This is a genomic window from Wylensekiella montiformis (assembly GCF_009697385.1).
Lineage (GTDB): Bacteria > Bacillota > Negativicutes > Selenomonadales > Selenomonadaceae > Selenomonas_A > Selenomonas_A montiformis.
In genome coordinates this window covers 176,049-202,037 of record NZ_VUNL01000004.1, presented here as the reverse complement: position 1 = coordinate 202,037, position 25,989 = coordinate 176,049, and the positions used below count along the sequence as shown (strand labels likewise).

At 56.4% G+C, this 25,989-nt stretch carries 21 protein-coding genes and 2 riboswitches; of the genes, 18 read left to right on the top strand and 3 right to left on the bottom strand.

Annotated features, from left to right (window positions below; translation table 11 throughout):
- Window positions 1-56 precede the first annotated feature (56 nt).
- Window positions 57-770: a 16S rRNA (guanine(527)-N(7))-methyltransferase RsmG gene (gene rsmG / locus FYJ78_RS05160; RefSeq protein WP_154620332.1), complete on the top strand. Its 714-nt coding sequence runs from the start codon at window positions 57-59 to the stop codon at window positions 768-770.
- A 157-nt stretch (window positions 771-927) separates the two neighbouring features.
- On the top strand, window positions 928-1,596 hold the full coding sequence (locus tag FYJ78_RS05155; protein ID WP_154620331.1) for a hypothetical protein: 669 nt from the start codon (window positions 928-930) through the stop codon (window positions 1,594-1,596).
- 159 nt (window positions 1,597-1,755) lie between these two features.
- Here the strand turns inward: FYJ78_RS05155 and FYJ78_RS05150 are convergent, their stop codons facing one another.
- Entirely contained in the window at window positions 1,756-2,928 is a 1,173-nt protein-coding gene (locus tag FYJ78_RS05150; RefSeq protein WP_154620330.1) for a phosphoribosylaminoimidazolecarboxamide formyltransferase, read from the bottom strand.
- 126 nt (window positions 2,929-3,054) lie between these two features.
- Window positions 3,055-3,131: riboswitch (ZMP/ZTP riboswitch) on the bottom strand.
- A gap of 199 nt (window positions 3,132-3,330) precedes the next feature.
- On the opposite strand from FYJ78_RS05150, the gene pfkA reads away from it, so the two are divergent.
- The gene (gene pfkA, locus FYJ78_RS05145; RefSeq protein WP_154620329.1) at window positions 3,331-4,293 is read left to right on the top strand and encodes a 6-phosphofructokinase; all 963 of its coding nucleotides are present in this window, start codon (window positions 3,331-3,333) and stop codon (window positions 4,291-4,293) included.
- Window positions 4,294-4,398: 105 nt separating this feature from the next.
- Here pfkA and FYJ78_RS05140 read toward each other — a convergent pair whose 3' ends face one another.
- Together FYJ78_RS05140 and FYJ78_RS05135 are read right to left on the bottom strand one after the other, a co-directional pair.
- On the bottom strand, window positions 4,399-6,780 hold the full coding sequence (locus FYJ78_RS05140) for a homocysteine S-methyltransferase family protein (protein WP_154620328.1): 2,382 nt from the start codon (window positions 6,778-6,780) through the stop codon (window positions 4,399-4,401).
- A gap of 83 nt (window positions 6,781-6,863) precedes the next feature.
- Window positions 6,864-7,544: a methionine synthase gene (locus FYJ78_RS05135; RefSeq protein WP_154620327.1), complete on the bottom strand. Its 681-nt coding sequence runs from the start codon at window positions 7,542-7,544 to the stop codon at window positions 6,864-6,866.
- 214 nt (window positions 7,545-7,758) lie between these two features.
- Between FYJ78_RS05135 and FYJ78_RS05130 the strand changes: the two genes are divergently transcribed.
- From FYJ78_RS05130 to FYJ78_RS05060, 15 genes are all read left to right on the top strand, one after another.
- A complete protein-coding gene (locus tag FYJ78_RS05130; protein WP_154620326.1) occupies window positions 7,759-8,520 on the top strand; it encodes a ParA family protein in 762 nt (253 codons plus the stop codon).
- The gene (locus FYJ78_RS05125) at window positions 8,510-9,460 is read left to right on the top strand and encodes a ParB/RepB/Spo0J family partition protein (RefSeq protein ID WP_328597640.1); all 951 of its coding nucleotides are present in this window, start codon (window positions 8,510-8,512) and stop codon (window positions 9,458-9,460) included. The genes FYJ78_RS05130 and FYJ78_RS05125 overlap by 11 nt, the downstream gene beginning before the upstream one ends.
- An 87-nt stretch (window positions 9,461-9,547) precedes the next feature.
- A complete protein-coding gene (locus FYJ78_RS05120) occupies window positions 9,548-10,036 on the top strand; it encodes a DUF4446 family protein (RefSeq protein WP_328597639.1) in 489 nt (162 codons plus the stop codon).
- Window positions 10,037-10,109: 73 nt separating this feature from the next.
- Window positions 10,110-10,316: riboswitch (cobalamin riboswitch) on the top strand.
- A gap of 193 nt (window positions 10,317-10,509) precedes the next feature.
- Window positions 10,510-11,502, top strand: a complete 993-nt coding sequence (locus tag FYJ78_RS05115) for an ABC transporter substrate-binding protein (protein WP_154620324.1) — start codon at window positions 10,510-10,512, stop codon at window positions 11,500-11,502.
- Window positions 11,503-11,578: 76 nt separating this feature from the next.
- Window positions 11,579-13,465 (top strand): TonB-dependent receptor plug domain-containing protein, encoded by a 1,887-nt coding sequence (locus tag FYJ78_RS05110; RefSeq protein WP_154620383.1) that lies wholly within the window; start codon window positions 11,579-11,581, stop codon window positions 13,463-13,465.
- 12 nt (window positions 13,466-13,477) lie between these two features.
- Complete coding sequence (locus tag FYJ78_RS05105; protein WP_328597638.1) at window positions 13,478-14,332, top strand: ABC transporter ATP-binding protein; 855 nt, start codon at window positions 13,478-13,480, stop codon at window positions 14,330-14,332.
- Window positions 14,319-15,362 carry a FecCD family ABC transporter permease gene (locus FYJ78_RS05100; protein ID WP_195847874.1) on the top strand — a complete coding sequence of 348 codons (1,044 nt, stop codon included), beginning with the start codon at window positions 14,319-14,321 and terminating at the stop codon, window positions 15,360-15,362. The genes FYJ78_RS05105 and FYJ78_RS05100 overlap by 14 nt, the downstream gene beginning before the upstream one ends.
- A gap of 21 nt (window positions 15,363-15,383) precedes the next feature.
- Window positions 15,384-16,049, top strand: a complete 666-nt coding sequence (locus FYJ78_RS05095) for a MotA/TolQ/ExbB proton channel family protein (protein ID WP_154620323.1) — start codon at window positions 15,384-15,386, stop codon at window positions 16,047-16,049.
- On the top strand, window positions 16,036-16,455 hold the full coding sequence (locus tag FYJ78_RS05090; protein WP_154620322.1) for an ExbD/TolR family protein: 420 nt from the start codon (window positions 16,036-16,038) through the stop codon (window positions 16,453-16,455). Before FYJ78_RS05095 ends, FYJ78_RS05090 begins: the two co-directional genes overlap by 14 nt.
- Window positions 16,448-17,227, top strand: coding sequence for an energy transducer TonB (locus FYJ78_RS05085; RefSeq protein WP_154620321.1), 780 nt, complete (start codon window positions 16,448-16,450; stop codon window positions 17,225-17,227). The genes FYJ78_RS05090 and FYJ78_RS05085 overlap by 8 nt, the downstream gene beginning before the upstream one ends.
- A 75-nt stretch (window positions 17,228-17,302) precedes the next feature.
- Window positions 17,303-19,276: a TonB-dependent receptor plug domain-containing protein gene (locus FYJ78_RS05080; RefSeq protein WP_328597637.1), complete on the top strand. Its 1,974-nt coding sequence runs from the start codon at window positions 17,303-17,305 to the stop codon at window positions 19,274-19,276.
- Window positions 19,277-19,406: 130 nt separating this feature from the next.
- On the top strand, window positions 19,407-20,405 hold the full coding sequence (locus tag FYJ78_RS05075) for a M23 family metallopeptidase (protein WP_328597636.1): 999 nt from the start codon (window positions 19,407-19,409) through the stop codon (window positions 20,403-20,405).
- A 414-nt stretch (window positions 20,406-20,819) separates the two neighbouring features.
- On the top strand, window positions 20,820-21,926 hold the full coding sequence (locus tag FYJ78_RS05070) for a class II glutamine amidotransferase (RefSeq protein WP_154620319.1): 1,107 nt from the start codon (window positions 20,820-20,822) through the stop codon (window positions 21,924-21,926).
- Entirely contained in the window at window positions 21,914-23,545 is a 1,632-nt protein-coding gene (locus tag FYJ78_RS05065) for a glutamate synthase-related protein (protein ID WP_154620318.1), read from the top strand. Before FYJ78_RS05070 ends, FYJ78_RS05065 begins: the two co-directional genes overlap by 13 nt.
- A 30-nt stretch (window positions 23,546-23,575) precedes the next feature.
- Window positions 23,576-25,912: an FAD-dependent oxidoreductase gene (locus FYJ78_RS05060; RefSeq protein ID WP_154620317.1), complete on the top strand. Its 2,337-nt coding sequence runs from the start codon at window positions 23,576-23,578 to the stop codon at window positions 25,910-25,912.
- Window positions 25,913-25,989: the final 77 nt, after the last annotated feature.

The window sequence follows — 25,989 nt, the reverse complement described above, 5'->3', positions numbered from 1 at the left end:
TTTGGAACCGGGGAGACGTTGAACGAGAAATGGTCAGCAGACAGGAGAACGTGATTATGTTTATCGATGAAATGAAACGAGCGGCAGAACAGTATGGCATCGTTCTTTCCGATGAGCAGTTCGGTCAGTTCCGCCGCTATTATGAACTGCTTGTGGAATGGAATGAAAAAATGAATCTCACGGCCATCACCGGGCCGCAGGAAGTAGCGGTCAAGCATATGATCGATTCGCTGACCGCTTATGATCCGGCGCTCTTTACCGGAGATGTGTCGATGATCGACGTTGGGACAGGCGCCGGCTTTCCGGGACTGCCTCTAAAGATATTCTGTCCGTCCGTGCGTCTGACTTTGATGGATTCTTTGAATAAGCGGGTGAAATTTCTGCAGACGGTGGTCGATGCGCTTGGACTGCAGCAGGTCGAGTGCGTCCATGCGCGGGCAGAAGAGGGTGCGCGGAATAAGAAATACCGCGAACGGTTTGATCTTGCCGTTTCGCGGGCAGTGGCCCGCTTGCCGGTCCTTTGCGAATATTGTTTGCCTTTTGTCCGGTGCGGCGGACATTTTCTCGCGCTTAAGGGCCGCGATTATGAAGCGGAAGAAAGAGAAGCGGAAAAGGCCGTCCGGGTACTGGGCGGCGGGCAAATGGAAAGCCGCACGGTACGTCTGCCCGGACTGGAAGACAAGCGGGCGGTCATCGTCATCACGAAAGCGAAGCCTACGCCGAAGTCTTATCCGCGCAAGGCGGGAACGCCTGCTAAAAATCCATTGTGACGGACATAGAGGAGAATGTTTCACGTGAAACATTCTCCTCTATGATTTGCCGGCAACGATCTCTTTTGCCGGATTTCACGGAAAAGCAAAAAGGAAAATGGCGGCTGACAGCGAAATGAAAGAATAGGATTATGGCAAACGGGAAGGAGAGAATGACGTGAAAAAAATGGCTTATCTTGCCGGGGTGCTTCTGTTGGGACTGATTGTGACCAGCCCGGTGCCTTTTGCCTGTGCGGCGGATACGCAGGCAAAGGCAGGGGAAAATACAACGGCGCAAACATCTGCTGCCGCAGCGGGAGCGGAGAATCAGACGGCGGTACAGAGTAAGGAAAAGGGGAAGAAAACGCGCAGGCAGAAGGAGCGCTTTGTCCCGCTGCTGTCAGACAACGGGTACCTTTATCTCATGGATACGCAGAATGCCCGCTGGATCAGGATGCCTCATTCGGGCGATGAGTATATTGCCGATGTCTGGATCAAACTGGTTAAGACGGACGATCAGGCGGATGAAGAGAAGAAACCCGACGGGAACAAAACGGAAGATTACAGCTATCCGCCGAAATATTATTTGGAGCATTATTATCTGCGGCCGAAAACGCAGCAGATTCAGTTTTTAAGCGAGCTGGAGGTTGCAGGACGTCCGGATAACGCCATCAAGGAACGGGCTTACAGCATGCAGAACTGGGAAAATCTTGTCCCCGGCTCGCTGGAGGATGATATCTATCATGGCGCGCTCAAGGCAATGGGAAAGAATAAAGTGGGAGGGAAGACAACGCATGGAATGAGCGCCCGCGATATGCTGGAGGAATATCTTCGTATCTCTCTTTAACTGCATGAAAAAACAAAGTTATCCACAAAAAGAGGAACATATCCACTGTTCTGTGGATGATTTTGTGGATAACTAAAGAAAAATAAAGCAGGAGGTTATCCTCAGAAATGGGGGATAACCTCCTGCTTTATTTTTTGCGGACGAAATGCCGGCTGTTTTTTAATGATGGAACAGGCGGATATGCGTCATAGCCATGGCCATGTTGTATTTGTCGCAGGTGGCAATGACGTTGTCATCGCGAATGGAGCCGCCGGCCTGGGCAACGTAGGCAACGCCGCTCTTATGGGCGCGCTCGATGTTGTCGCCGAACGGGAAAAACGCGTCAGAGCCGAGTGCGACGCCGCTCTGCGTGGACAGCCATGCCTGTTTTTCTTCGCGGGTGAATACCGGCGGTTTTTCGGTGAAAACCCGTTTCCATTCTTCGCCGCCGAGAAGATCCATATATTCTTCGCCGACGTAAACATCGATGGCATTGTCGCGGTCCGGGCGGCGCACATCGTCGCGGAACGGCAGATTGAGAACCTGCGGCGACTGGCGCAGATACCATATATCGGCCTTGCTGCCGGCAAGACGCGTGCAGTGAACGCGGGACTGCTGGCCGGCTCCGATGCCGATCGCCTGACCGTCTTTCGCATAGCAGACGGAATTGGACTGGGTGTATTTCAGTGTGATCAGGGCGATCAGCAGATCGCGCTTTGCTGATGCCGGAATCTCTTTATTGACGGTGGGAATGTCTTTGAGGCAGTCCTCCGTAAGTTCGACATCGTTGCGCTGCTGCTCGAAGGTAATGCCGAATACCTGCTTGCGTTCCAGCGGCTCAGGCTTGTAGTCCGTATCCATCTGCAGGATGAGATACGTTCCTTTGCGCTTTGTTTTCAGAATCTCCAAAGCGGCATCCGAGTAAGACGGAGCAATGATGCCGTCAGATACCTCGCGTTTGAGGAAGGAAGCCGTCTGTGCGTCGCATTCATCCGACAGTGCGACGAAATCGCCATAGGACGACATGCGGTCTGCGCCGCGGGCGCGGATGTAAGCCGTGGCAACCGGGGATAATTCGATGCCTTCGACAAAGTATGCTTTTTGAAGTTCAGCGGAAAGCGGCACCGCTACCGCGGCACCGGCCGGGCTGACGTGTTTGAATGAGGCCGCGGCCGGGAGTCCCGTTGCGGCGCGGAGTTCGCGGACGAGCTGCCAGCTGTTCATGGCGTCGAGCAGATTGATATAGCCGGGTTTTCCGTTCAATACCTTAAACGGCAGATCGCCTTCTGTCATGAAAACACGTGCTGGTTTCTGATTGGGGTTGCAGCCGTATTTTAGTTCCAGTTCCTTCATTTCGAGATGCTCCTTTTCCTTTTTGAAGATGATCAATTCACAGCGGGACAGGCAGCTTCAAGCCTGTCGTTTTATGCCTGCGGGAAACGGCGGCATCACGGGAACGCAAAAAGCCGACACAAATCCAGGCAGTGCCCAGACGGTCGGCTTTTCTTCCCTGTGCTCCCCGTGGTACTCCACTTCCGTCAGTTGCACAGCATCTATTGTCAATCTAACATGATCCGCTGTTTTTGTCAAGCAGACGGTCCGAAGCAAGAAAGCAAAAAAGTGATGTTTCGTTTACAATATTACGGGAAAGAACTGTTCGATTTCTTGGATTTATGTTATGATAGGAAGGTGGTACGATCTTTTCAAGGAGATTTTAGTTTTTCTTTTTCCTATATTTCAGGGGGGACTTCTACTATGTTGAAAAGTATTGCGGTCATGACCAGCGGCGGGGACAGCCCGGGAATGAATGCGGCGGCCCGTGCTGTTGTACGTACGGCGCTTTATGAAGGCGTCAAGGTATGGGGAATCCGCGATGGTTATCATGGACTGCTGGAAGAAGATATGTTTGAGATGGAGTCCAAGGATGTCGGCGACATCATTCAGCGCGGCGGTACGTTTCTGGGGACAGCGCGCTGCAAGCGCTGGAAAACGCCGGAAGGCCGCATGCTGGGGTATCAGCATCTGGTTGACCGGGGCATTCAGGGACTCTGCGTGATCGGCGGCGATGGTTCGCTGCGCGGCGCTTCTCTGCTCTCCAAGGAGACGGGCATCCCTATCGTTGGATTGCCGGGAACGATCGATAATGACGTATGGGGATCTGATTATACGATTGGCTGCGATACGGCGGCCAATACGATCATCGATGCGATCAACAAGCTCCGCGATACGGCTTCGGCACATCGCCGCGTCATCGTCATGGAAGTCATGGGCCGCAATTCCGGCTGGCTGGCATTGGTGTCGGGCATTTCCGGCGGCGCGGAGTATATTCTTGTTCCGGAAGAGCCGTTTGATCTTGAGAAGATCTGCGAGGATATGAAAGAAGCCTACAAGAAGGGAAAACGCTATATTCTCGTCGTGGTGGCTGAAGGCGCCGGAAGCGGACAGGAAATCGGTCAGTATATCGCTGAGCACACGAAACTCGATACGCGCGTATCGGTTCTCGGACACATTCAGCGTGGGGGATCTCCTTCGGTCATTGACCGCGTACGGGCAAGCCAGCTTGGCGAGCAGGCCGCACTCGCTTTGATTTCCGGACTGTCGGATATTGTATTCGGCTTCAGCAAAGGCCGCGTTGTCTCCATCGATCTGCATGATTCGGTCAACAACAAAAAGAAACTGGATCCGGATTATCTTCATTTGTCCAAAGTGTTGTTCTGAAATTTGTTTCACGTGCAACAATAAAAGGGGCGGAAAGAACATGAACGTTCATGTTCTTTCTGCCCCTTTTTCGTCCTTTGGGACAGGAACCTTTTGCAAGGGATTTTATCGGATCCCCAGCATATCCTTGGCCAGTTTTACGGCCTTGACGCCGTCCGATGCGTAGGCATCGGCGCCGGCATGGTCGGCGTAATCCTGTGTGACCGCCGCGCCGCCGACCATGACTTTGGCCGGGCAGCCTGCTTCTTTGAGTTGTTCGATTACCTTGTCGATTTGTACCATGGTGGTCGTCATGAGTGCGCAAAGACCTACGATATCGGCTTTATTTTCCATGGCCGCCTTGACGATTTCTGCCGCGTCGACGTCTTTGCCGAGATCGATAAGACGGAATCCGCTGTTGGCGAGCAATGCGCCGGTGATGTTTTTGCCGAGATCGTGGACGTCGCCCTTTACCGTGGCGATGACGACCGTTCCTTTGTCTGCCTTGGCGCTGGCCGGAATGAGTTCTTTCAGGCGGTTGAAGGCGGCCCGCATGGTTTCGGCGGAAAGCAGAACCTGCGGCAGGAACATCCGGCCGGAGCCGAAGTCCTCGCCGATGTCCGTCATAGCGGCAGTCAGGGCTTTTTCGGTGATTTCATTGGAATCAAAGCCTTCCCGGAGCGCCTTTTCGACTAAGCCGACGATTTCATCCTTTTCGCCTTCGATGACAGCCTGCTTGATGGCGGAAAGGGGATCCAGATCGCTTGTCTTTGCTACGGCAGCCTTTTTGGGGACGCTGAGGTTTGCTTCATCCTTGCTGAAGGCGAGACCGTTCGGATCATGTCCGAGCAGAGCGGCGGATGCCTTGAGCGCCCGCTGCATGGATTCGTCGTAAGGATTCATGATCGGTGCATCCAGTCCGCAGGCCAGAGACATGGCGAAGAAGGTGCTGTTGATGAGCGGCCGGTTCGGCAGACCGAAGGAAATGTTGGAAAGGCCCATGGTCGACGGGTATCCGAGTTCGCGGCGGTAGAGTTGAAGCGTGCGGAGCACTTCCTGACACGCATGGACATCTGCAGATACGGTCATGACCAGTGCGTCGAGCAGAAAATCGCCGTCGCGCAGTCCCTGTTTTTTTGCTGACTGAATGATGAAGCGGACGGCATCCAGCCGGGCTTCCGCCGTTTTCGGCACGCCGTCTTCCGTGATGGGCAGGCAGAGAATGGCGGCGCCGTACTTGCGGGCCAGCGGGAGAAATTCGGCGATGCGGGCATCTTCGGCGCTGACGGAATTGATCAGTGCGCGCCCCGGATAAGCCCGGAGTCCCGCTTCAAGCGCTTTTGCATCGCTGGTGTCAATGACCAGCGGGGCGTCGGTCAGCTGGGCGATTTCCGATACGGCTTTTTTCATGGCAGCGGCCTGATCGATTCCGCCAACGCCCATGTTCACATCGAGCAGTGCGGCGCCGGCCTTGACCTGATTTACAGCCTCCTTTTTGACGGAAAGAAGCGATCCGTCGCGGATCTCTGCGGCAAGCTTCTTGCGCCCTGTCGGGTTGATGCGCTCACCGATCAGCACGGTCGGCAGGGAGCGGTCGACGCAGACGGATTTGCTGCGGCTGGCCAGCCACAATTTCGGCTGGCGCGGCTGACGCGCCGGCTCGGAGCAGCCTTTCAGCGCTTCGGCCATAGCCCGGATATGTTCCGGTGTTGTGCCGCAGCAGCCACCGAGCCAGGTGGCGCCGGCTTCCAGCAATTTTGGCGCCCAGCTGCCGAAAGATGCGGCGTCCATCGGGAATACGGTCTCGCCGTTTTCGTCGAGGTGCGGCATTCCGGCATTGGGCTGGACGCTGACCGGCACGCTGCAGTTCTGTGCCAATGTGCGGACGATGGGGACGAGCTGTTCCGGGCCAAGCGAGCAGTTTACGCCGATGATGTCGGCGCCGAGTGCTTCGAGGATAATCGCTGCCGACCGGGGATCCGTGCCGGTGACGGTTCGTCCGTCCTCGCTGTAGGAAAGCTGGCAGATGATGGGAATATCCGGTGCCGCGTCCTTTGCCGCTAGCACAGCGGCGCGCATTTCCTGAATATCGATGCAGGTTTCAAACAGCAGGTAATTCGCGCCGGCTTCGGCCAGCGCTCTGGCCTGATCAAAGAAGCACTGGTAAGCTTCCTCAAAGTCCAGATCGCCGAGCGGAAAGACGAAGCGGCCGGTAGGCCCGATCGAACCCGCAACTTTTGCCCGGCCGTCGGCCGCTTCGCGGGCGATCTTTACCGCGGCGGCATTGATTTCCGCCATGCGGTCCTGAAGACCATAGTGCGCGAGCTTCAGCGAACTGGCGCCGAACGTATTCGTTTCGATGATGGTCGATCCGGCGTCGATGTAGGCCCGGTGTATGCCCTTTACGACATCCGGATGTTTGAGGTTCATGAGTTCGGGGCAGGCGCCGGGCTTCAATCCGCCTGCCTGCAGCATGGTGCCCATGGCACCGTCAAAAATATGAATCATAAGGCTGCTCCTTTTTTCGGGATATATGTTGTCTCTTTCATCCTAAGCGGGAATATGGAATGTGTCAACCGGAAACTCCGGGCTTACGGCCGGATCACCCGGGACGGGCAGTCGAGCTTGCTGCAGGCTGCGCATCCCTTGGCGTGGACAGCCTGTTCCTTCCGGGTTCCTTCCTTATAAAGACCGATGATGGCCGTGATGCTCTTGCGGGGAATCAGCATCATGGAGCTGGACAGGGACACGCCGATCTCGCCGGCTTTTGCGAGGCGGATGAGTTCCGGCTGCTGATCGATGGGCCAGTCGCCATATCCCGGACTGAATCGCCAGCGCATGCCATATCCCTGAGCCGCCGCCTTGGGCCGAATGACCTTTTCCATATCGTCCGCGATCTGTTCCACCGCTGTCGTGGCTGCCGCATCGAGCAGGACAGAAGCGGTGTATTCGCCTTCGGCGAAAAGGCGCGTCACCGTTTCTTCAATTTCTTCTCCTACTGTTGCCGACAGAAGGATCACCTTGTCGCAGCCGGCCAGATGCGCGCCGATTTTTTTCCCCTGAATGATGAAGGGCGGATCGGCGCAGACTTCCTGCCTGTCGCAGTTGTAATCATAAATCTGCCAGATTCCCCGCGGCGAAGCTAACAGCCGGGCATCCTGACAGGCATTTTCAATTTTTTCTTCATCAAATCCTTCTGCCTTCATCAATCCGGCGTAGCGTCGTGTTTCCTTCGGATCTACCTGAAGCAGAGGAGCATTATAAACAGGCATTTTTTGCCTCCTTTCGGCAAAATGTTTCACGTGAAACATTGGCTTTTTCGTCATTTCATATTATGATATAAGTAAAGAACGGACTGTGAAAGAATCGGGTATGATAAGTATCCACATGCAACATATAGTAATGAAACAATTATACTTATTATAGCGGATTTTTACAAGGTGAACTGTAACATTTATTATAATAAAGCAGAAAGTGGTGGAATCGTTGACGAGAATTATTGCAGTGGCCAATCAGAAAGGCGGCGTCGGCAAGACGACGACTGCGGTCAATCTGGCTGCCTGTCTGGCGGAAAAACGAAAAAAGGTGCTGTTGGTTGACTGCGACCCGCAGGGTAATGCCAGCAGCGGCTTTGGAATCGATAAATCGGCTCTGGAACAGACCATCTATCATGTTTTGATCAACGGGGCGGACATCCAAGAGGTCATCCGGCCGACGGAATACCGGGTGGACGTCCTGCCGGCGAATATCGAACTGGCCGGCGCGGAGGTGGAACTGGTGACGGCGATTTCCCGGGAGACGCGGCTGAAGCGGGCGCTTGAACCCGTTCAGGACAGGTATGACTATATTCTGATCGACTGCCCGCCGTCGCTGGGCCTGCTGACCTTGAACTCTTTGGCGGCGGCGGATTCCGTTCTCATGCCGATTCAGTGTGAGTTTTATGCGCTGGAGGGCGTTTCCCAGCTCATGAACACGATCGATCTCGTGCGCAGCAATCTGAATCCGCAGCTGGAAATTGAGGGCGTCGTCATGACGATGTACGATTCGCGGACCAGATTGGCGGAGCAGGTCGTTGCGGAGGTCCGCGAGGCGTTTGGCGATGTGGTATACCGGACGATGATTCCGCGCACGGTGCGTTTGAGTGAAGCGCCGTCTTACGGACAGCCGATTCTCTATTACGATAAGCGGTCGAAGGGCGCGGAGGTTTATCAGAAGCTGGCAAAAGAGGTGATTTCACGTGGCAAGTAAAGGACATGGCGGTTTGGGCAAGGGGCTTGGCGCCCTGATGGGAAACACGAAGCTGACGCCTGCGCGCGACCGGGTTCAGGAGATTTCTGTCGAGGAAATTCGGCCCAACCGGTATCAGCCGCGTCAGGATTTTGATGAAGCGGCGCTGGAAAACCTTAAGGATTCCGTCAAGCGGATCGGTATTATCGAGCCATTGTTGGTCCGCCGCCTGCCGGAGCAGGGGTATGAGCTCATCGCCGGAGAGCGCCGCCTTCGGGCTGCGAAGCTGGCGGGGATCCGGATGGTTCCCGCGATGATTCGCGAGTACAACGATGCGGAAATCAGCGAAATCGCCTTGATTGAAAACATCCAGCGGGAAGATCTCAACGCTTTGGAAGAAGCGAAGGCCTATGACCGGCTGATGAAGGAGTTCGGGCTGACACAGGATATCATGGCGAAAAAGATCGGCCGCAGCCGGTCGCACATCGCAAATTTTCTGCGTCTGCTGAAGCTGGAACCTCATGTGCAGGACTACGTGGCAAACGGCGCCTTGTCCATGGGACAGGCCAAGCCGTTGCTTGGTCTGGAAAATCAGTCGCTGCAGCGCGAAGCGGCGGAGTATATTCAGTCCGAAGATCTGTCTGCCCGTCAATCGGAGCATCTGGTGCGAAAGCTGCAGGCCGATCCTGAGTATCTGCATCAAAAATCACCGGAGGAGAAAAAGACCGCGTCCGATCAGGACGTTCATCTTACCGATGCCGTGGAGAAACTGACGCACCTTCTTGGAACGCAGGTCCGGATTCATCCGGGCAAGAAAAAGAGCCGGATCGAGATCGAGTTTTATTCACCGGAAGATTTGGAACGCATCATGGGAACGATTCTGACCAGTCAGCAGGATGTGACGCAGCAGAAAATCGATGCGCTCAGAAAAGTTTCCCTGACCGGAAAATTTACGGTATAATAGGGAAGGAAATACAGAGAGAAGAATGTTTCACGTGAAACATCCGGAGAAAAGGAGCAGGCAAAAGGAATGGATATGCAGCAAGTTATGAAGATTGTGATGGACAACATGCCTTTTATTGTCATCGGTATGGCCATCGGCTGGCTGATTCTGCTGGGACTGGTCGTCAATCAGGCCATGAAGCTGAACTATATGAAAAAACGCTATCGGAAAATGATGGCCGGAGTAGACGGGGCCAATTTGGAGCGGATGCTTATGGGCCATATCGATGAAGTCCGGAAGGTCGTATCGGAGAACCAGCGCATTGACGAGGAAAACAAGCGCATGAATGAATTGCTGCAGAACGCGATCACCCGCGTCGGCGTGGTTCGCTTCCGCGCCTTCGACGATATGGGAAGCGACCTAAGCTACGCGGTGGCATTGCTGGACTCCCATAACAACGGCGTGATCCTTTCCAGTATCTTTGGCCGGGAGGATTCCCGCAGCTACGTCAAGCCGATTCAGGCCGGCCAGTCGACCTATACCATGACAGAAGAGGAAGAACAGGCGCTTCATGATGCGATGAAGCAGCAGTGATCCTGTCGGTTGACAAGAAGAAATAGAAATGCTATTCTAAATGCAACAATTAAATATGTTTAGATTGTTTTATCTGAACAAAATAGAATTGGGTGTCCAAAGTGCAATTACACTTGTACGACTTAATAGAAAATCCGGTAAAAAGCCGGAGCGGTCCCGCCACTGTAACAGCGAGTGATTCTGCATAAGATATGTCACTGGCAAAACGATGGTTTTGCTGGGAAGGCGCAGAAAAGCGATGAACTGGAGCCAGGAGAACTGCCCAATTAACGATCACTGACGATCTACGAAAGATAGGGAGGGGATCAGGGCATAGGTATATGCTCTGGCAAGCCGCTGTGTTTGTCTGCCGATTTTCTGCAAATGGCTCTTTTCCTTGTGAAAAGGGTCTTTTTTTGTGGAAAAAATCCGAAAGCGGGTCTCGAATCAAAGTTCGGGGCGTCTGCTTCGTCAGAAAAGGGGGATTGCATGAAATGAGAGAAAAAAGCCGGGCTTTGCTGGCCGTTTTGATGATGCTTCTGCTGCTGAGCCTGACGGGATGCCGGGATATGGCTGCCGGGGCAGAGAGCGGCGAGGGCTACAAGGTCACGGATGACCGGGGAACCGTCGTCGATATGCCGGGAAAGCCGCAGCGTATTCTGACCTTGTCGATGAGTACGGACGAGGTGGTATTGGGGCTGGTCAGGCCGGAGCGCATGGCCGCCGTGAATCATTTGCTGGACGATCCGGTCAGTTCCAATATCGTGCCGCTGGCCAGTCAGGTAGAAAAACGGATTAAGAATCCTTCGGTGGAAGAGATCGCGGCCCTGCAGCCGGATCTGGTCATCGTGCCGGACTGGGGCGATATTGCCAAAGTGGAAACGCTGCGGGATCTCGGCCTGAAGGTTGTGGTCTGCAAGGGGGCAAAGAATCTCAGCGAGATCAAGGAAACCATCCGGCTGATTGCTCAGGCCGTCGGCGAACCGGAGCGGGGAGACCGGCTCGTTCAGAAAATGGAGGACAAGCTGGATCAGATTACGGCCAAGACCGCAAAGATCCCGGAATCCGAGCGAAAGACAGTCGTATTGATCTCGCTGATGAGCGCTTATGGCGGCATCGGTTGTTCCTTTGATGAAGCCTGCCAGTATGCCGGAGTCGTCAACGGAATGGCGAAAGCCGGCATACACAGCGGTCAGACGATGAGCAAGGAGCAGATGGTGTCCATTAATCCGGACATTCTGTTTCTGCCGACGTATACCAATCACGGCGCCTATGATATAGAGGCCTTCCGGGACAAGTATCTCAAAGACCCTTCGCTGCAGACGATCCGGGCGATACGGGAAGGAAATCTGCAGGAGCCGTATGAGGCATACATCTATAATTGTTCTCAGGATTTTGTATTCGGGGTGCAGGAGATCGCGTATCGCGTGTATGGTGAAGCCTTTCGTCAGGGAAGAGAGGAGCACCTTTCCGCTGTGGAGGATTGAAGCGGGAAAGCCCGTGCCGGGCATGATCCGCTTATAGGTTGATCGCGATGTCCAAGAGAGAAAGGAAGAGAGAATGATGAATCAGAAAACATTAACGTATGCCGTGGTTTCCTCCCTGACGCTGGGGACCCTGTGTTTTGCGGGCCATGCCGCAGCGGCCGGCGAGAGTGTGAGCGGCGATTTGGGCGAAACCGTCGTCACTGCGGAGCGCATCCCGTCGCGCCGGCTGGATACGCCGGCTGATGTTACCGTCATTACCGCCCGGGAGATCGAAGCCAGACATTATACGGACTTTGCCGAAGCCCTGCAGCATGTTTATGGTACAGTCATGACGAATGGAGCGAACGGAGCCGACCAGACGGTACGGATCGACGGCGAAGAACGTGTCGTCGTCATGGTGGACGGTGAACGCATCAATGATGAGCAGGGATCGATGAGCCGGGCCAGCGCGACGCTTACCCGTATTCCTTCCCTGAAGGATGTCGAGCGCATCGAGATCGTCAGAGGCGGAGGATCAGCTCTTTACGGCAGCGATGCCGTGGGCGGCGTGATCAATATCATCACGAAGAAGGTACGGGAAAACCGGACGGTGGTGGATCTCAGTACAGGTTCCTGGGGAACGCATGCGTATGAAGTGGCCACTCAGGGCAGATCCGACCGTTTCAGCTGGTCGGCAACGGCCGCCCTGCAGAAGCGCGGATACTTTTATTATAAGGACCGGCAGGGGAACAGCGTGCGCATGCCGGACAGCGATTACAGCAATGACGGAGCTTCGCTGAACCTTGTTCAGCGGCTGGATGACGCGCAGTCGCTGGCATTGCGTTACAGCCACCGCACGATGGATGGCAGTCAGCCGGCTTGGCTCTACGGCGTGTTCCAGTCGACGCGTCAGGATGAGATTTTCAACGATGTTTCTCTGACGTACCGGTTCCGGGAAGATACGAGCCTGCCGGGGTATCTGCGCTATTTCAATCATTATAAATCCGTGTTTTTCAGCGGCAAATTCCATACGCGTCTGCAGGGGGTGGACTATCAGGACGGATGGGCTCCGTCTGCGAATCAGAAGATCATCGCCGGCGCGGAATGGCATCAGAGCAATTCGTCCAACCGGCAGAGCGGCTATATGGATCGGGAGACGGCCAACACGGCGGTTTTTCTGCAGGATACCATAAAGCTGGCGCCAAAATGGATCGCTGTACCCGGAGTCCGCATGGACCATCATACCGCCTTCGGCACGCACTGGTCGCCGAAGGCGGCGGTCAATTACCGGCCGGATCCGGCGACAAAGGTTTATGCGTCATGGGGCCGGGTGTTTAAAGCGCCGACCGCAGATGATCTGTACTATCAGGTAGATTATGGCGCATGGGGAAGCTACAAGGGCAATCCGGATTTGAAACCGGAATCCGGTCATACGGAGCAGATCGGCCTGACGCGGGATATGGGCCGTGATGCCTCGCTGGATGTCCGCCTGTTCCGCTCCATCCTTCATGATGCGATCGATTGGCACAGCGCGGACGGGATGAACTGGACGGTTTCCAATATAGCCCGGGAGAAAAAAAGGGGATTGTCTCTGAGTTGGAAGCAAAAGCTGTCTCCTTTCTGGAGTTATGATCTCGCTTATTCTTATACGCATACGGAAACCAACGATTCGCACAATGCGTCAGTGTCTCAGTATCTGAAGGCGAACAGCCAGCCCAATGGGTACCGGGCCGGCATCCACTACCATCAGGGCGCATGGACGGCTGATCTGGACGGACGGATGGGAACAGGACTCGATCGCGAGGCCTATGGCATGCGCCGTTATGCGCTGCTGGACTTCTATACGAGCTATGCGTACAATCCGCAGCTGACGATTTATGCCAAGGCCCTGAATTTCACCAATCAGGCATGGTCGCGCTACAGCGGATGGAAATATCCGGGGGCGGGCCGGTTCTTCCAGATTGGTCTGACTTATTCCTTCTGAAGGAGAGAAACTGTGAGCGAGGAGTTTGTTTTTGAAGCGGAGCATCTGACTGTCGGGTATCCGGGGCGGCTGGTGCTCCATGATCTTTCGTTTTCCGTGCGGCCCGGGGAACTCGTCGGTATCATCGGAGCGAACGGCGCCGGAAAAAGCACCCTGATGAAGACCCTGCGGGGGATGCTGGCAGCGCAGGAAGGCTCCGTCCGGCTGTACGGCCGGAAGATACGGGACATCCCCGGCCGGGAGCTTGCGCGGCTCGCCGGATATTTGCAGCAGCAGACGGCCGTCCCGTTTGCCTATACGGTTCGCGATATCGTTATGACGGGGCGATATCCGTATCTTTCCTGGTGGCAGCAGGCCGGGGAGCGGGATCGGCAGCTGGCCGAGGTCTGTCTGGCGTATGTCGGCATGGCAGATCAGGCGAACCGTCCGCTTCAGGAACTGTCGGGAGGGCAGCGTCAGCGCGTTCTGCTGGCCAAGGTGCTGGCCCAGCAGACGCCGGTTCTGCTGCTCGATGAGCCGGCAGCGGGACTGGATCTGATGTATCAGGAGGAGTTGTTTCGCTTCTGCCGGTCGCTTTGCGCGGCAGGCCGGACCGTAATGCTGATCGCGCATGAGCTCAGTCTGGCAGATCGCTTCTGTTCACGGCTTCTGCTGATCGGACAGGGCGGACTGATCGCGGACGGAACTCCCCGCGAGGTTATGACAGAGCCGCTGCTGAGCCGGGCGTTTTCGGCGGATATCCGTGTGTCCGTGAATCCGCTGACCGGACATGCGGATATCTATACGCAGCCCGGCCAGCCTGCGGCAGATCGGGAGAAACTGCTGCGTCAGATTACAGGCAGGGAGGGATCCGATGGAAGAGCATAAGGCAAACCGGCGATATGGACGGATCATGCTGTGTCTGGCCGTCCTGTTGATTTTGGCCGTTCTGCTGTCCCTTTCCTGGGGGCAGATGAAGATTCCGTTTTCGCATGTCATGGCCGCCTTGTTGCAGGGGATAGCGCCGGGGGTGGCGGATGCGGGGGTTCCCGCGGATCAGGCTGCTGTTTTATGGCATATCCGGCTGCCGCGGACGGCGGTCGGACTGATGGTCGGTGCCGGGCTGGGGATTTCCGGCGCGGTGCTGCAGGGGATTTTCGCTAATCCGCTGGCGGACCCCGGAATCATCGGCGTGTCAAGCGGCGCGTCCGTCGGAGCGATCGTAGCGATCGCTCTCGGCTTGTCCTCCCTAAGTCTCTTTGCCCTGCCGGTTTTCGCCCTGCTCGGAGCGCTGCTGGCTGTTCTGCTGACCGTCTCGCTTTCGATGCGCCATGGACGGATTCCTGTCCTTACGCTGCTGCTGGCCGGCGTGGTCGTGGGGATGTTCCTTTCCGCCGTTACAGCTGCGATCCTTACGGCGATGAATGAAAACAAGATGCAGGAGTATCTGTTTTGGACGATTGGCGGGCTGGATTATCGGCGCTGGGACCATGTCCTGCTCGCCATTGGCCCGATGGGGACAGGCATCGCCGTTATGCTTCTTTTGGCGCGCCATTTGAACATTCTGGTTTTGGGCGATACGGAGGCGCGCGCCGTCGGCATGCCGGTGACGCTCTATCGCATGGCGCTGCTGCTGCTGGCTTCGCTGACGACGGCAGCGGGCGTATGCATCAGCGGAAACATCGGTTTCGTCGGGCTGGTTGTCCCGCATATGATGCGCCTTCTTGTCGGTCCGGATCACCGGCGCCTTCTTCCGGCCAGTCTGCTGGCCGGTGGATGTTTTCTGGTGTTCTGTGATGCGGCCGGGCGCGTGATCTTTTCCGGCATGGAAGTCCGGGCAGGCATCATGACGGCCTTTATCGGGACGCCGTACTTCTTGTATCTGCTGCGGAAACAGCAGCGGAACCTGTCGGATTGAAAGCGGAGAAAGGAGTTTTATATGATTGAGAATATCACGGCCGGAGTCGAACTGTTCCAGAAGGGCGGCATCGTCATGTATGTCCTGCTGCTCTGCTCGCTGTTTGTCGCGGCAACCGGCATAGAGCGGTGGCAGTATTTTCGCCGCATGGATTCGGGGCGGGCGTTTGCCCGGAGTTTTGCCGAGGCGGCCGGAAGACAGGACTGGAAGCAGGCCGCCCGTCTGGCCGCCGGTTCGTCCGGCAGTCTGGCCCGGATGCTGACGCAGGTCAGCCGCCGTTCCTGGCGGGAACGGCGCGAGGCGACGTCCTTTTTGGAGATACAATCCGGTATCATTCTGGCAAAATTTCGCCAGCGCCTTTATTTTTTAAGCGTTGTCGTGACGATGGCGCCGCTGCTCGGACTGCTGGGAACCATCAGCGGCATGATATCGGCCTTCAGCGTTTTTCATGTCCAGAATGCGCAGGCCTCGGCGATAACAGGCGGCGTCGGCGAGGCTCTGGTCGCTACGGCTTTCGGGCTTTGTGTAGCGATTTTTGCCCTGATTGTCCATGCTTTTTTTGTCCAGCGCGTAGATACGATCCTGACGGATATGGAGCAGTGCTGCTCGCTGGTCGAAGCGGATCCCGCTGCTTTTGCGCGGGCCGCAGGGGAGGAGAAAACGGAGGCGGACTATGCGACTGCGTGACCGGAGACGCTGGCAGAAGCCGGAAATCGTCATCATTCCGATGATCGATATCATGTTTTTCCTGCTGGTCTTTTTCATGATGAGCACTCTGTACATGGTGAATATGAAGACGGTCGATGTGGATATGCCTCAGGCCAGACATGCCGAAACACAGGTGGTTGTATCGTATGTGGTCACAATGAAGCAGGACGGCTCCCTGTGGCTGGAAGATCAGCCGGTCGCTGAGGCGGAGCTTCTCGGACGGGCTGAAGCGGAGCGGCGGAAGAATCCAGATTTTTCCGTTGTTGTCCGGGCCGATCAGGGGCTGGATTACGGAATGGTCATTGGACTGCTGGATCAGTTCAAGGCGCATGGCATCGTCCATATCGGTCTGGCCGCGGATGACGGAGGAACCGGCAATGAATAGTCAGGAGGGCAGAATACTCCTGCGGGCCTGGGGGGCGTCGCTGATCGTTCATCTGTTCCTGTTTCTCCTGCTGGCGGCCGCCGGGCTATTTCTGCTGGTCCGGCCAGCTCCGCAGGACGCGGAGGATGTCGTGGAAATCTCGCTGGCTGACGGCGGCGCATCCGGTTCTTCCCGCGCGGAGGTACCGCCGCCGTCGGCGCCTGCCGCGCCCGCGCCGACGGTTGAGATTTCCTCTGCTGTGAAGCTGCCGGACATCCGGCAGGATTATACGGAGCAGCCGGAAAAGCAGCGGGAGTACCGGGAAAATCACCGGGAAGACACAGCGGGCGCGGAGCAGAGCGGCAGGGCGCCGGGAGAGGCTGGTGCGCCGGATGCGGCGGGGAAATCTGCCGGAACGGGACACGCGGACGGCGGAGCAGAACAGGGCGCCGGGAAGGCATCAGGTGCAGGCGGCGCGGAGACAGGCTCCGCGCCTGCGCCCGATGAAGCGCCGGCGGTGGTGGATGCGGGCGCGTACTGCACGTACCGCGCTGTGCCGCAGTATCCGGCGGGGATGATTCAGGCCGGCGCGTCCGGCAGGGTGACGATTGAGATCGAGGTATCGCCGGAAAGTGCGGTGACATCGGTGGAGATCGTCCGTTCCTCCGGATATGGCGCATTGGATCAGGCGGCCGTCTCAGCCGGCTGGCAGTGCCGCTTCCAGATGAACGGGCATCCGGGCCGTTATCGTACGACGTATCGCTTTGAACTGCAAGGGGGCGATGACTGGTAAGGCAGAGGCGTACACCACGCCGGGTTGAAATGGATTTTGGAATGAAAGTCAGGATGAAAAACGGAGGGAATCGATTTGAAACAAAGAACAAGAACATATCTGGCGGCCGGAATGGCGGCGGTCATAACCGGAGCGGCGCTGCCTGTGGCCTACGGCGCCGGAAAGGACGGTACGGTTCAGGAAGATTTGGGCGAGGTCGTCGTCACGGCGACGCGGTCTGCCAAACGGGATCTGGAGGTTCCGGCAGCAACGCGGGTGATTTCCGCGCAGGAAATTCGCGAAAGCGGCGCCCGCAATGCCGCGGAAGCCTTGTCTGAGATGGACAGCACAGCCTATTCGGCCTTTGGGCAGAATGGCGCGGCGATGGGGACCATGTCCAATGATGTGGTGATACGCGGCATCGACAACGGTACATTGATCCTTGTGAATGGGAATCCGGTTTCCTGGCGGGGCAAGTACGATCTGTCGGCCATTCCCGCCGGAAGCATTGAACGCATCGAGGTCGTAAAGGGCGGCGGATCGGTACTCTATGGCAGCGAGGCCATGGCCGGCGTGATCAACATCATCACCAAAAAGAAAGCGGACAATCAGGTTATGGCCGGAATCGGAAATTCCGGACAATATCAGTATCATGTCAATGCCGGCGACGACCGGCTGGCCGTAACTTATGATTTCAGCCAGTGGAAACACGGCGTTGAGGTCAGCCGCACTCCGTCCTCGCCGCTTTTGATCGACACAAAAACCGTGCTGCATGACGTCAAAAAACAGTCAGCCGGTCTGAGCTGGCAGCTGACGCCGAATCTCGGCTTCCTTTATCAGTATCTGAACACCGACGCGACGTATGACCGCTGGGTGACGCAGGCCAGAGCGGGTCTTGCCGCAGAGCCGGGCGATCTGTACAATAGCCGGCATTATACGAAGGAGCGCCATATCACCCAGCTGAACTATAAGGACAAGGACTGGAAAGGCAGTTTCTACTTCAATTCAGGAACGGTGGAATCGGAAGGGCCGACGAATTTCAACACAAAGACGGGCAAACCGGCAGAGGCTTCGGCGAACCGTTATAATACCCGGGAGAAGAATATCACCTATGGGCTGGATATTCAGCGCCGCTGGAAGCAGAATCCGAAAGATACCTGGATCGGCGGCATGTCCCTGCAGCGCGAGCAGATGGATAAACTGTACGCGGTTTCCACCAAAACCGCCGCGAAATATACGCGGAATAACTGGGCGGCTTTTGCGCAGTACGAGCATGCCTTTGATGCGAAAAACAGCATGACTGCCGGGGCGCGGGAAACATGGACGAGCGGCGCATGGAAGGATCAGAACTATCACAATTTCAGCATGTCCGGGCAGTGGCTGCACCGGATGGGCGAAGCCGGCAATCTGTATGCCAGCGTCGCGCAGTCCTTCATCATGCCGTACTTTGCCCAGATGTACGGTGCATCATCCGCTGCGGTGCCGAATCCGGATCTGAAGCCGCAGAAAGGCGTCAATTACGAGATCGGCTGGAAGAAAAAGCGGGCGGCACATAGCTGGAAAGCCGCGTTGTTCCATATGGACATTACGGATAACATCTCTGCTTCCTGGGAAAGCAAAAAAAGCCAGTATGAATATTCGAATGAAGACTTCCGCAACACCGGTCTGGAACTGGCGCTGGATATCAAGGGCGTATCGCCATGGTCCTGGCACTGGGGCATGACCGTGCAGAACCCGGAATCCAAAAGCACAAAGAAAGGCTACTGGGATCGGAAATACGGACGGCTCCAGCTGACCGGCGGCGTGGGCTTCCATCAGGGGAAATGGACGTCCCGTCTGGACGCTTCCTTCCTCGCCAAGCGGGTGCAGACTCCGACTGCGGCACATTCCTTTGACGCCAAGCCTTACCTGTTGACGAGATGGAATACCATCTTCCAGCCGGATGAACGCAATGAATTCAGCCTGACCATCAACAACATGCTGGACCGCCACGATGTGATCTCGCATGGCGTGTCGACCTATTACACCGCACCGGCAAGCTTCCTGTTCAGCTACGCCTATAAATTCTGAGCGCGGCAAAGGGGTTTCAAAAGCAAAAGCCTTATGCTATAATAGCAGAAAGGCTTTTGCTTTTTTATGTTTGTATCATGATCCAGGGAAGAATGATCCGTGGATTCTTTTTATTGCAGGAGGCGTTCTGGTGAAGGAACCAAAAGACAATGCGGGACAGGCTGACCGCGCCGCGGAGCAGGAGAATGCGGAGCGGAAGCAGGAGTATCTCATTAAGTTTATTCCGCCGAAAGGGGACGAGATCCGCAGCATCCGCCTGTCGGCGCGGGCGCTGAAATGGGGGGCGGTTTCGCTGGCCGCCGGGGCGATGCTGTTCGTCGGTGCGTTCAGTTATTCGGTGTACAGCACGTTTGCTGCCCGCAGCAGCGCGGATGAGGTCCGCAATCTGCGCGAGGTGAACAATATCCAGCAGGAGCAGCTGCTGCAGCTTTCCAAGAAGGCCAATGCGCTGCAGGATCAGCTGGATCAGCTGAAAAAGCTCGAGGATGATCTGCGCCGTCTTTCCGGCGCGGCTCCGGCGGCGGATCAGGCCCCGGGGCAGCAGCAAACGCCGGATGCCGGCAGTGAGAGCGGGCATGACGGACAGGGCGGCCCGCTGATCCGCCCCGATCTCAATCAGGTCGGACAGGTTCTGGATCAGGTGGAAAAGGGCGTTGAAGCGCGGCGGCAGTCCTTGCTCGATCTGCAGCAGCAGCTCAAGGATCGGCAAGGCAGCCTCGCGCCGCAGGCTTCGTCCGGTCTGCCGGGCAGCACGATGCCGGGGATCTGGCCGGCACGGGGAACCGTCACTTCGCCTTATGGCCTGCGTTGGAACGGTTCGGATTTCCATCCGGGCATCGACATCGCCAACGACATGGGGACGCCGATTGTCGCTACGGCGGACGGCGTCGTGACGACAGCGGGATGGAATGATGGCGGCTACGGCAATATGGTCGATATCGATCATGGGAACGGCGTCATGACGCGGTACGGCCATGCCATGCAGGTTGCCGTCATGGCCGGTCAGTATGTGCGCCGCGGTCAGGTTATCGCGTACATGGGAAGCACGGGCTTCTCGACGGGGCCGCATGTGCATTATGAAGTCCGCATCAACGGGCAGGCGGTCAATCCGTCATCGTATCTCCATTGAAGTTTTATCAAGTATTTTGTATACTTGATGGATGCACCGGCCTGCGCCGCGGGCCGGATGTATTCCTGTATACAGTAAAAAAATACATAACATAACAAAAGGGTATAATTTCTAAAAGTCCTATGCAGATAACGGCATAGGGCTTTTTTATTGCGATCATAAGTATAATTTAGGAATACTTATGTAAACTTTTAGAATGATATAATATACATATAAGAATAATTATTCGTGTAAAAATTGTTTTAAGGCGTATAAAATCAAGCCCGAGAGCTTTTTTTTCAGAATATTATGTTTGAATATGCATATTGACATTGGTTTACAAGGTTCCTATAATAATAGATACATTACAGTCTATATGTATTGTATAGAGACAATATACCTTATATAAAGGACAATCTCAAAGGAGAGACGGATATGTGTAGAATCGGTTCAATCAAGAGCAAGGTACCCATTCAGCCATCCATGGCGCTGCACCTGATGCTGCCGCAGCAGGAAGGGCATGATAATTCCGGATTTGCCATGGTCATGCAGGATCTTTATGGAATCTTTTCCAATTATAAGGATAAACCGCTCTTATCGCTGGCCTGCACACAGCGGGGCGCCCAGCTGGTCGAGGAATATATGGATGCGCATAACTTCGTGCAGCTGGCTGAATGGATCCCGGTTCCGGACAAGAAGCCGGGGCTGGATATTCAGGCGATGCCGTACTACATTTTCCGCAACTATGATTATCCGGAGGGCGCCGAGAAGATGACGAAGGAGCAGAAGGAAAATCTTCTGCTCGATACGCGTCTGGCTCTGCGCAAACTTCTGGAAAAGGACGGCGAGGGCTTTGTCTATTCCTTCTGGCCGGATGTTCTGACGCTCAAAGAGATCGGCGATCCGCGTGATATCGCCACATATTTCCATCTCTGGGATGATAACGGCTGTCTGGTGGCGAAATCGATCGTCGCCCAGTGCCGTCAGAATACGAACTATGATATTGTCCGCTACGCGGCTCATCCGTTCTTTCTGCAGGGCTATACGCTCTGTGCGAATGGTGAGAATACCTTCTATACGAAGAATAAGGAATTTCAGAAATCCCTGCACCGCGGATACATCGGCTTTGAGTCCGATTCCCAGTGCTTCCTGAATACCCTCCATTACGTTCATCATGAACTCAAGTGGCCGCTGATCTATTACAAGCATGTCATTACGCCGCTGCCGTTCGAGGAGATCGCGGAGCGTCCGGATAAAGAAGTCCTGACGGCGATCCGGCAGTCGCTTGCCAATCTCGAGATCAACGGTCCGAATACGATCATCGGCGTTCTGCCGGATCAGCGCATGATCACCTGCTGTGATTCCAAGAAGCTGCGTCCGGTCGTCGTCGGCCGCACGGAGGATATGGTGGCGATTTCCTCAGAGGTCTGCGGCATCAATGAAATCATGCCGGACCGCGACCAGACGAAGGATATTTATCCGAATGAACGCGAAATCGTAGTAATCGACAATGACCTGGAGGTACAGAGATGGAAGCAGTAAAGACACAGGATGTGGGGGTCAATGACCTGCCATGGAAGATTGAATATGATTCCGAGCGTTGTACGATGTGCGGCAGCTGCGTGGCCAGCTGTTCCTTCAAGGCCATCAAGGTCACAACGCAGCGGCGCGATATGACGGTATCGGTGGAGAGTCAGCCGGAGCCGGTGCATAAGCACATGGCCCGTCCGGTTATCACGCAGGTGGCCAGCCTGACGGATTACTGCCGCGGCTGCGGTATCTGTGAAAAGATCTGCCCGAATCAGGCCATCCGTCCGGTTCGCAATCCGGATACGCGCAAGGAACTGCTTTCGCGCGACAACGGCCCGATCAAGCGCGGCGGCCGCACGAATCTCAATGCGCAGCGGACGCTGGACAGCATTGTCGTGGGCCGTATCTCTCAGATGACGGACCCGTCCCTCGATGCGGCGCGCCATACCTTCGATATCCGTTCGCCGTTCGGCCGCGTGCTGTCGGCCAAGGAGCTTCCTTTCGAGATTCACGACGGCAAGCTCGTTCAGGCGAAGCATACGCCGCCCGTAGACTGGATTTATCCGCTGATTTTCTCCGATATGTCCATCGGCGCACTTTCGACGCGCGCCTGGGAGGCCGTCGCGATGGCGGTCGGCTATCTCAATGAAAAATGCGGCCTGCCCGTGCGCATGAGCTCCGGCGAGGGCGGCATGCCGGTCAAGCTGCTGGAATCAGAGTACCTGAAATATTTCATCATTCAGATCGCTTCGGGGCATTTCGGCTGGAACCGCATCATCAAGGCGATGCCGCACATGAAGACGGACCCGGCCGGCATTCTCATCAAGATCGGACAGGGCGCGAAGCCGGGCGACGGCGGTCTGCTGCCGGAGGCCAAGGTGGCCGAGCATGTTCAGGCCATCCGCGGTGTTCCGAAGGCGACGCTGGCCTCGCCGCCGAACCATCAGGGCCTGTATTCCATCGAGGAATCCGTTCAGAAAATGCACCTTTCCATGAACGCGGCCTTCGGCTTCCGCGTGCCGGTTGCCATCAAGTGCGCGGCTTCGGCGACGTCGGTCTCCGTTTATAACAATCTGCTGCGCGATCCGTACAAGATCTGCGGCGGCTTCTTCATCGACGGCATTCAGGGCGGCACGGGCGCGGCCAATGAGGTTTCGCTCGATCATACGGGCCACCCGGTCGTTTCGAAGATTCGCGACTGCTACCTTGCGGCTGTCAAACAGGGCCTTCAGGGGCAGATTCCGCTTTACGGCGGCGGCGGCATCGGCATGACCGGCAATGCGGCGGCGGACGCGTTTAAGATGATGTGTCTCGGCGCCAACGGCGTATTTGTCGGCAAGATACTCATTCAGCTTCTGGGCTGCATCGGCAATGAACAGGGCCGCTGCAATTCCTGCAATACCGGCAAGTGCCCGATGGGAATCTGCACGCAGGATCCCCGTCTCGTTAAACGTCTCGATATCGACCGCGGCGCACAGAAAATCGTTGATTATGTGCTGGCCTTCGATACGGAGCTCAAGAAGCTCATGGCGCCGATCGGCAACAGCTCGCTTCCGATCGGCCGCAGTGATGCGCTGGTTTCCACGGACAAGGCCGTTGCAGACAAGCTCGGTATCCAGTATGTGTGCTAAATCGATGGCGTGACAGGAGGCAAACCGTTTATGTTTAAGATAGAAACCATGAAAGGACATGACCGCATGTCCACCCAGGATCTGCTTCTGGCCATCGGCGACGCCGTGAAGCAGGGGGAGACGGAGTTTGAAATTGAAGCATCCGGACAGCATGATATCGGCGGTCCGCTGTGGCATCCGGAGGGAAAGCCGCTGCACTTCCACGTCCGGAACGCCGGTCAGCGTCTCGGCTCGATGTGCCTGCCCGGTACGGAGATCGTCGCAGAGGGCTCCATTTCCGCTGATGTCGGCTGGCTCAATGCCGGCGGCATCATCACGGTAAAGGGCGATGCCGGTGATACGGCAGGCCACTGCTCGTCGGGCGGAAAAATTTTCATCGGCGGCCGCGGCGGCACGCGTACCGGCTCGCTGATGAAGCACGATCCGCTCTATGAGGAGCCGGAACTCTGGATTCTCAAAAATGTCGGCTCGTTCTCCTTCGAGTTCATGGGCGGCGGCAAGGCTGTGGTCTGCGGCTATGACAGCAAGGAATTTGCGTCGGTTCTGGGAGAGCGCGCCTGCGTCGGCATGGTTGGCGGCGTCGTTTATGTGCGCGGCCCGATCGACACGTATCCGAAGGATATTGTCTATGCCGATCTGAATGACGACGACATCGCGTTCCTGGACGGCGGCATGGACGAGTTCCTGCAGCACATTGGCCGGGAGGAGCTGCGCACGGAGCTTTCGGACTGGAGCCAGTGGAAAAAGCTGCGCCCGTTGACTGCTGCGGAAAAGAAGCCGAAGCAGGCGCCGGATCTGCATGCGTTCCGTTTGCAGGAATGGGTGAAGGGCGGCATCTTCAGCGATGTGGCTCATGATGATTTCGCGGTGCATAATACGCTTTCTACGGGGCTTTACCGCCTGCGTGTTCCGAGCTGGGACAACGCGAAATTTGCCGCGCCCTGCGAATTCAACTGCCCGACCGGCATCCCGACACAGCGCCGCTATGATCTGATCCGTCAGGGCAAACTCGATGAGGCGCTGCAGCTTGAGTTGGATTATACGCCGTTTGCCGGCTCGGTCTGCGGCTCGGTCTGCCCGAATCCCTGCATGGATCACTGCACGCGCGGCACGATCGACGAGCCGATTCAGATCGGGGATCTCGGCTATCGTTCGGCCTTTGTTCCGGTCGCTCCGCCGAAGGAAAAGACCGGCAGGAAAATCGGCATCATCGGCGGCGGCGTCGCCGGCCTTTCGGCGGCCTGGCAGCTGGCCCGCAAGGGACATGACGTCACGGTTTATGACGATGCGGAGCACATCGGCGGCAAGCTGGAACAGGTTATCCCGCGTGGCCGTCTGTCGCACGAGCTACTGGAAGCAGAGCTCAAGCGCATCCAGAGCGTCGGCGTGACGTTCGTCAGCGCCTGCCGGGTCGACAAGGCGAAATTCGCGGCGATCCGCAGCGAAAACGATGCCGTAGTCGTCGTAACGGGCGGTACGAAATCCCGCTTCTTCCCGTGGGAAGGCGTGGAGCATCTCACGATGGGTCTGGAGTACCTCAAGGCCATCAACCGCGGCGAGAAGCCGAAGACAGGGAAGCATGTCGTCGTCATCGGCGCCGGCAACTCCGGCATGGATACCTGCCGCGGCGCTTATGAGATGGGCGCAGAGACGGTCGTGGCCGTCGATGTGCAGAAGCCGGCCGCTTTTGCCGACGAAATCGCCTATATCGAGGGACTGGGCGGCAAACTCGTCTGGCCGTTCTTCACGAGCAAGATCACGCCGGAAGGTGTGTACGGCAATGACGGGCGCTTTATTCCTGCCGATCAGGTTATCGTCAGCATCGGCGAGGAGCCGGTCCTCGACTTCCTGCCGGAAGACGAAGGAATCGAGTTCTTCCGCAAGAGCTGGCTCGTGCCGAAAAGCGATCTGAGCATCGCCAAAGGCATCTTTACGGCCGGCGATACGATCAAGCCGGGCCGCCTCACCGACGCCATCGGCAGCGGCCGCAAGGCTGCCTGGTATGTCGACCAGTATGTGATGGGACGGGAAGAAAAGCCGTTCCCGGAGAAAAAGCAGATTCCGGCGGAGCGCCTGTCCAAAGCATACTTCGATAAGTGCCACCACTGCCTGCTCGGCGATCCGGTCGACGATCATACGCGCTGCGTCAGCTGCGGCACCTGCCGTGACTGCAAAATGTGTCTGGAATCCTGCCCGGAAAAAGCCATCACCCGCGTGGAAAAAGAGGATGGCAGCTGGGAGTACGTATCCGATCCGGAACGCTGCATCGGCTGCGGCATCTGCGCCGGCGTCTGCCCGTGCGGCGTCTGGAGCATCAGCGACAATCCGGAAAAGATACCGATGTATTCCACCGGCGCGAAGGCCTGAACCGGTCCGTTTCGCCAAAAGCAATAACTGAAATAAAAAAGGCCGCCGCCTGTATGAAAACAGGACGGCGGTTCTTT

Excerpts from the sequence above, each read along its gene's own strand:
- rsmG (WP_154620332.1), top strand. The coding sequence starts at position 57 with ATGTTTATCGATGAAATGAAACGAGCGGCAGAACAGTATGGCATCGTT.
- FYJ78_RS05150 (WP_154620330.1), bottom strand. The coding sequence starts at position 2,928 with ATGAAGGAACTGGAACTAAAATACGGCTGCAACCCCAATCAGAAACCA.
- pfkA (WP_154620329.1), top strand. The coding sequence starts at position 3,331 with ATGTTGAAAAGTATTGCGGTCATGACCAGCGGCGGGGACAGCCCGGGA.
- FYJ78_RS05140 (WP_154620328.1), bottom strand. The coding sequence starts at position 6,780 with ATGATTCATATTTTTGACGGTGCCATGGGCACCATGCTGCAGGCAGGC.
- FYJ78_RS05135 (WP_154620327.1), bottom strand. The coding sequence starts at position 7,544 with ATGCCTGTTTATAATGCTCCTCTGCTTCAGGTAGATCCGAAGGAAACA.
- FYJ78_RS05120 (WP_328597639.1), top strand. The coding sequence starts at position 9,548 with ATGAAGATTGTGATGGACAACATGCCTTTTATTGTCATCGGTATGGCC.
- FYJ78_RS05115 (WP_154620324.1), top strand. The coding sequence starts at position 10,510 with ATGAGAGAAAAAAGCCGGGCTTTGCTGGCCGTTTTGATGATGCTTCTG.
- FYJ78_RS05110 (WP_154620383.1), top strand. The coding sequence starts at position 11,579 with ATGAATCAGAAAACATTAACGTATGCCGTGGTTTCCTCCCTGACGCTG.
- FYJ78_RS05100 (WP_195847874.1), top strand. The coding sequence starts at position 14,319 with ATGGAAGAGCATAAGGCAAACCGGCGATATGGACGGATCATGCTGTGT.
- FYJ78_RS05095 (WP_154620323.1), top strand. The coding sequence starts at position 15,384 with ATGATTGAGAATATCACGGCCGGAGTCGAACTGTTCCAGAAGGGCGGC.
- FYJ78_RS05090 (WP_154620322.1), top strand. The coding sequence starts at position 16,036 with ATGCGACTGCGTGACCGGAGACGCTGGCAGAAGCCGGAAATCGTCATC.
- FYJ78_RS05085 (WP_154620321.1), top strand. The coding sequence starts at position 16,448 with ATGAATAGTCAGGAGGGCAGAATACTCCTGCGGGCCTGGGGGGCGTCG.
- FYJ78_RS05070 (WP_154620319.1), top strand. The coding sequence starts at position 20,820 with ATGTGTAGAATCGGTTCAATCAAGAGCAAGGTACCCATTCAGCCATCC.
- FYJ78_RS05065 (WP_154620318.1), top strand. The coding sequence starts at position 21,914 with ATGGAAGCAGTAAAGACACAGGATGTGGGGGTCAATGACCTGCCATGG.
- FYJ78_RS05060 (WP_154620317.1), top strand. The coding sequence starts at position 23,576 with ATGTTTAAGATAGAAACCATGAAAGGACATGACCGCATGTCCACCCAG.